We start from the raw sequence: 4626 nt of genomic DNA, 5'->3' as shown, positions 1-4626 counted from the left end.
CAGATCCGGCGTAGTAGCAGGACCACTGCGGGACCGCCCGGCGCGGTAGGGTCAACGGCCTGCGGCCGGTCGGCGACGATGCGCTGGTAGGCCGGGGACGCTGGTAGGCCGGGGACGAGGAGACAGACAGCCAGTGGCAGGAAGCGCGTCATGACGGAGCGGTCGTCGGACATCCGCGGAGTCGAGCCGGCCGCGCTGTCCGTCCCACCCGGGGACAGGCCGCACCACCCTGGTCAGCCGACCCTCGATCCGGCGATTGCCGTCCCCGCGGCCGGTGAGCCGGCGCCGCCCGGGCGGAGCCCGGGCCGGGCGTTCGGTGCTCGTCCGGCAGCCGTCGCTGGCCTGATCTGCGCGGCGGCGATGGCGCTCGCCGGCTTCCCGCTCGGCCTGCTCTGGGCCGCGACCGCGCCGCACCTGGATCTCGCCGCGGCGTTGGGCGGGCATGAATCGGCGTTCACAGTCCAGAGCGACATCGACGTCCGGTTCGCCCAGATCTGCGCGGTCGCCGGTGTGATCGGCGGTGCCGTGGCGTGCTGGCGGGTCCGGGACGCGGGATGGCCGGTCCCGGTCGGGCTCGCCGCGGGCGGCATCGGCGGCTCGCTGATCGCCGGCTGGATCGGCCACCTGCGGCGCTCGCCCCAGCTGCTGCACGCGCTGCCGAAGGACGCCTCTCCGCTGCTCACCGACCTGGTGGACATGAAGGTCCGCGCGGGCGGGCTCTACTTCGTCATGCCGGTGACCGCCCTGGTCATGCTCCTCGTCGGGCTGTGGGTGACCTCGCGGGCCCGGTCGGACGCCGCCGAGGACAGGCGGGGTCCGACCGCGCCCGGCTACGGGGCTGGGGCTGGGGACTGAGCGTCGATCCCCCCGGACGGGGCGAACGTCCCACGGTTCGGCCCGGGGCCAGTTCGGGTAACGGTCAGTTCGGGCTGGGATCGACTCGGCGCAACTCGCTCGATCCGATGGTGGTGATCTTTTCCAGGAGGCCGATCTCCCGGCGGAGCAGCGCCCGTTCGGCCCGCAGTCGGCTGGCCGCGTCCGGCGCGGCGAGCAGCCCCTGACGTTCGGTGACGTCGGTGACGGCGGCGGCGGCGATCACGTACGAAAGGGCGATCGGGTCGTCGGGGAGGTCCGGCAGCGAGATCTGCACGGTGCCGGTGGCGGCGAGCCGGTCGGCGTAGGTTCGGAGCAGACGCTGGACCGCCGGAACGGTGTCGTCGGTGTCGTCGGTGTCGCCGACGTCCTCCGGCAGGTAATCGACGTCCCCGACGAGGTAGGGCTCGCTGTGCCGGTCCACCGTGCGGATCCGGAACCGGTCACCGCCCACCGTGATGAGCGAGAACCGCCCGTCGGAGTGCTCCTGGACGCCCCGCAGCACGGCGGTGCAGCCCACGTCGTGGATCGCCGGCAGGGCCGGACCCACCTCCCGGCCTCGCCGGATGGCGATCACTCCGAACCGTCGGACCTGGTCAGCGGGCTGCTCGAGCAGTTCCCGCACCAAGATCCGGTACCGTTCCTCGAAGATCTCCAGGGGTAGGACCAGCCCGGGGAGCAGGACCGTCCCGAGCGGAAACAGAGGAAGCCGCTCGCTCAACTGCGGTGCCTTCTTCCTGTCCTGCCCTCTCCGGCCCCGGACGGGACCGGAAGCGGCCGGTGGCGGTCGGGCGAGGACCGCCCGGGGCGGGTCCACGACCAGGAGTCGGACGTTTGTCCCAACTCTGTCCCCCGGTAGCCACGGTGTCCATCCAGGAAGGACTGTGATTCTCACCGGGCGCGGGTTCGGGCGCGGGTTCGGGCGGTGGGCTGGGAGCCCGGACGGTGGGCCGCCGGTGCCTGGGGGCCTTCCATCCGGGTTCGTTCGCGGGAGAATGGCCCGGTGTGGAAAACCGAGCCGGAGCTGCTGGTCGTCTTCCACCGGCCGGACCGGGGCTTCTCGACCGGCACGGGTGCCGATCCACTGGCCGAACTGGCCGTCCTCGGCACCGTGACCTCGGCCCTGCGCCCCCGGCTGGCTCTCGTGGCGCTGCCCCCCTCGCGGGCGCCGGAGGTGGCTGCCCTGTCCGGGGTGTGCGGGGTCTTCGTCGATCAGGTTCCCCCGGCGCTGCGGGAGTCCCTCACCGCCGCCGAGAGCCTGTTCGTCGACGGCTGGCTGGCGCGGAGGGGTGCCAAGCACCGCGATCCCGCGGGTGGTGAGCCCTGGGACACGCCGGGGTACCTCCCGCCCGACCGGCCACCCGGGGCGCCGCCGGCCGGATGACCCCGCGCGGCGGCTCAGAACACGCGCCGGGGGACCGACCATCTCGCACCGGGGCCCGACGAACGCCAGACCATGTGGAGCCGGTCGCCGACGCGGGCGAGCACCTCCAGATGCCCGTCGAAGTTGCTCTGGATCATCGAGACGGCATCCACCCGGCCCAGCTCCGGCGCGAACGGCCGCGGTCCGCTCCAGACCGGGGATGGCGCGCCGTTGTTCCGGTAGAAGTGGATGAGTCCCCGGCCCGCGGCGGGGACGACCACCTCGAAGTTGCGGGAGCCGTCGGGGAAGGCGTTCTGGATGAGCACCGGATTGCCCGTCACGCCCTCGGCGAAGACGGGGCCGGTGCGCCAGACCGCCCTGTTGTCGCGGGTGAGGTGCACGAGCCGGTTGCCGACCCGGGCGACCGCTTCCAACATCCCGTTGCCGCCGCCCAGCGTGCCGTGGATGAGGCTGACGGCGTCGACGCGCCCGAGGTTCGCGCCGAACAGCTTCGGAGTGCTCCACGGAAATCCGTGGATGTCATGGTTGCGCCACAGGTGCAGGATGCCGACGTCCGCGGCGGGCACGAGTAGTTCGAAGTTGCCCTTGCTGCCCAGCCGGCTCTGCACCAGCGACGGAACGCCCCCCACGCCCTGGGCGAGGCGGGTCGGCGGGTGCCAGGCGAAGGCACCGGTGGAGTCCCGCCACAGGAAGTACAGCGCCGAGCCGGCCCGGACGGCGATCTCGAGGGGTCCCGGCCTGGCCAGGGTGCTCTGGATCATGGTGACGGCATCGATCCGGCCGAGCTCCTGGGCCGTCTGCCATGGGGCCATCCAGGGGAAGCCGGCCGCGTCGTTGTCCCGCCAGACGTGGGTCAGCCCGGCGAAGGCCGAGGGGACGACGGCGTCGAAGTTGCTGATCCGGCCGAGCCCCCTGGTCTGGACGAGCGCCGGGTTGCCGCTCACTCCGTGGCCCCAGCCGAGGTGGCTGGGGGTGTAGCGGCACAGCGCGAAACTGTTCGAGCGCATCAGGCAGTCGACGGGCGCGGGCGCGCAGGCGTCGCAGTTGCCGTTTGGGGCGTGGAACGCCCCCCCACCGACCGCCGCAGTCGCACTGGGCGCCCGCGTACTCGTCCGGAGCGCCGAAGATGTGGCCGGTCTCGTGGGTGAAGACCCGGTCGATATTGTCCGGTCCCCAGCCGTCGTTGTCGCAGGACATCACGAGCCGGGGACCACCCACCGAGGAGTACGCGAAGTATCCCAGCGGATACTTGGTGAAGAACGCGCAGTAGGCGGACCGGGTGCCGAGCCGGGCCCGGAGCGCGTCGACGTAGTCGTAGACGCCGTCGAAGCTGGCCGCGTGGCCGAGCCGGCTCATGGTGGGGTCACGCCACAGCGCCTCGAGGTCGGGCGCGTTCGGGTCCGCTGGGACGGGCAGCCGCACGATCTGGATGTCGTAGTGGAAGGTCAGGTCGGCCGCCGGGTTCGTGGTCGCGTACCAGGACAACCCGTTCTGCACCTCGGCCACGATCTTGGTGCGTTCCGCGGCGGTCAGTTGCAGTGCGGTGGTCGGCCCTTCCACGAGGATCAGCCCGACGGCCACCGATCCCTCCAGCGCCGCGCTGGTGGGGGAGGGCGCCTGGGTGGTCTGCGCGGCGGTCCGGGTGTCCGCGGGCGCGGCGGTCGGGCTCTGGGCCTCGGCCCGCCCGTTCGCCTGGGCATGCGGTGTCGTCTGGGCATGCGGGGCCGGCCGGTCCGGATCAGGCGAGCTGCCCCGGGGCGGCGGGATGTCGGTGCAGGGCCGGTCCATGTCCCACGGCCGGCCGTCGCGGGGACGTTCCTGCTTGAGATGCCGGTAGGCGGCGCTGGTCCGCAGACGGAAGGCGTCTAGCCCGAGCGTCTCGGCGCGGCTCAGGCCGGGCGACACCCCGGTGGTCGACACGACGCTGCCGTCCGCGGGGGGGGAGGACCGTCGCTGCCAGCCGGGCGGCGGCGCGTTCCGCCGTCGCCGTCGCCGTGGAGATGTCCCGAGGCTGGCCCAGCACGTGGACCCTGCCGTAGCGGTGCAGCGGCTGTCGTTCGTTGGCCAGGGTGGGATCGGTTGGCGAGCCGTCGCTCTCGGCGGTCTGGTCGACCCCGTCATCCGAGGATGCGCCGGTGGCTGCGATCGCCGCGAACGCCGCACGGAGTGCTCGGCCCGTTTCCCCGCCGGCCGAGATGATGAGCGCGTGTTCGTCGGCCGGTACGTCCCCCGCCATACTTGATCATTTTCCTTTCGGTGGGGATGGCTGTGCGGAGTTGTATCGTGTTGCGGCTTTGCTGCGCCGGCTTTTGCGAAAACAAGCGCGCAGAGTGCCGATCTGGTACCTTCGCCTGCTTTGGAGTTGAAAT

The 4626-nt window shown here is 72.3% G+C and carries 5 protein-coding genes; 2 read left to right on the top strand and 3 right to left on the bottom strand.

What is annotated here, in order from left to right:
• Positions 1-150 precede the first annotated feature (150 nt).
• On the top strand, positions 151-855 hold the full coding sequence (locus AC08OU_RS13275) for a hypothetical protein (RefSeq protein WP_476601518.1): 705 nt from the start codon (positions 151-153) through the stop codon (positions 853-855).
• Positions 856-919: 64 nt separating this feature from the next.
• Here AC08OU_RS13275 and AC08OU_RS13270 read toward each other — a convergent pair whose 3' ends face one another.
• Positions 920-1594 carry an LON peptidase substrate-binding domain-containing protein gene (locus AC08OU_RS13270; RefSeq protein WP_476601519.1) on the bottom strand — a complete coding sequence of 225 codons (675 nt, stop codon included), beginning with the start codon at positions 1592-1594 and terminating at the stop codon, positions 920-922.
• Between the two features lie 282 nt (positions 1595-1876).
• Between AC08OU_RS13270 and AC08OU_RS13265 the strand changes: the two genes are divergently transcribed.
• Positions 1877-2257, top strand: a complete 381-nt coding sequence (locus AC08OU_RS13265) for a hypothetical protein (protein ID WP_476601520.1) — start codon at positions 1877-1879, stop codon at positions 2255-2257.
• Between the two features lie 14 nt (positions 2258-2271).
• Here the strand turns inward: AC08OU_RS13265 and AC08OU_RS13260 are convergent, their stop codons facing one another.
• Complete coding sequence (locus AC08OU_RS13260) at positions 2272-3264, bottom strand: DUF8189 domain-containing protein (protein ID WP_476601521.1); 993 nt, start codon at positions 3262-3264, stop codon at positions 2272-2274.
• A gap of 731 nt (positions 3265-3995) precedes the next feature.
• Positions 3996-4493, bottom strand: coding sequence for a hypothetical protein (locus AC08OU_RS13255; RefSeq protein WP_476605010.1), 498 nt, complete (start codon positions 4491-4493; stop codon positions 3996-3998).
• Positions 4494-4626: the final 133 nt, after the last annotated feature.

This window comes from Frankia sp. CcMO1, assembly GCF_977945845.1.
This window is presented reverse-complemented; position numbering and strand designations above follow the sequence as displayed.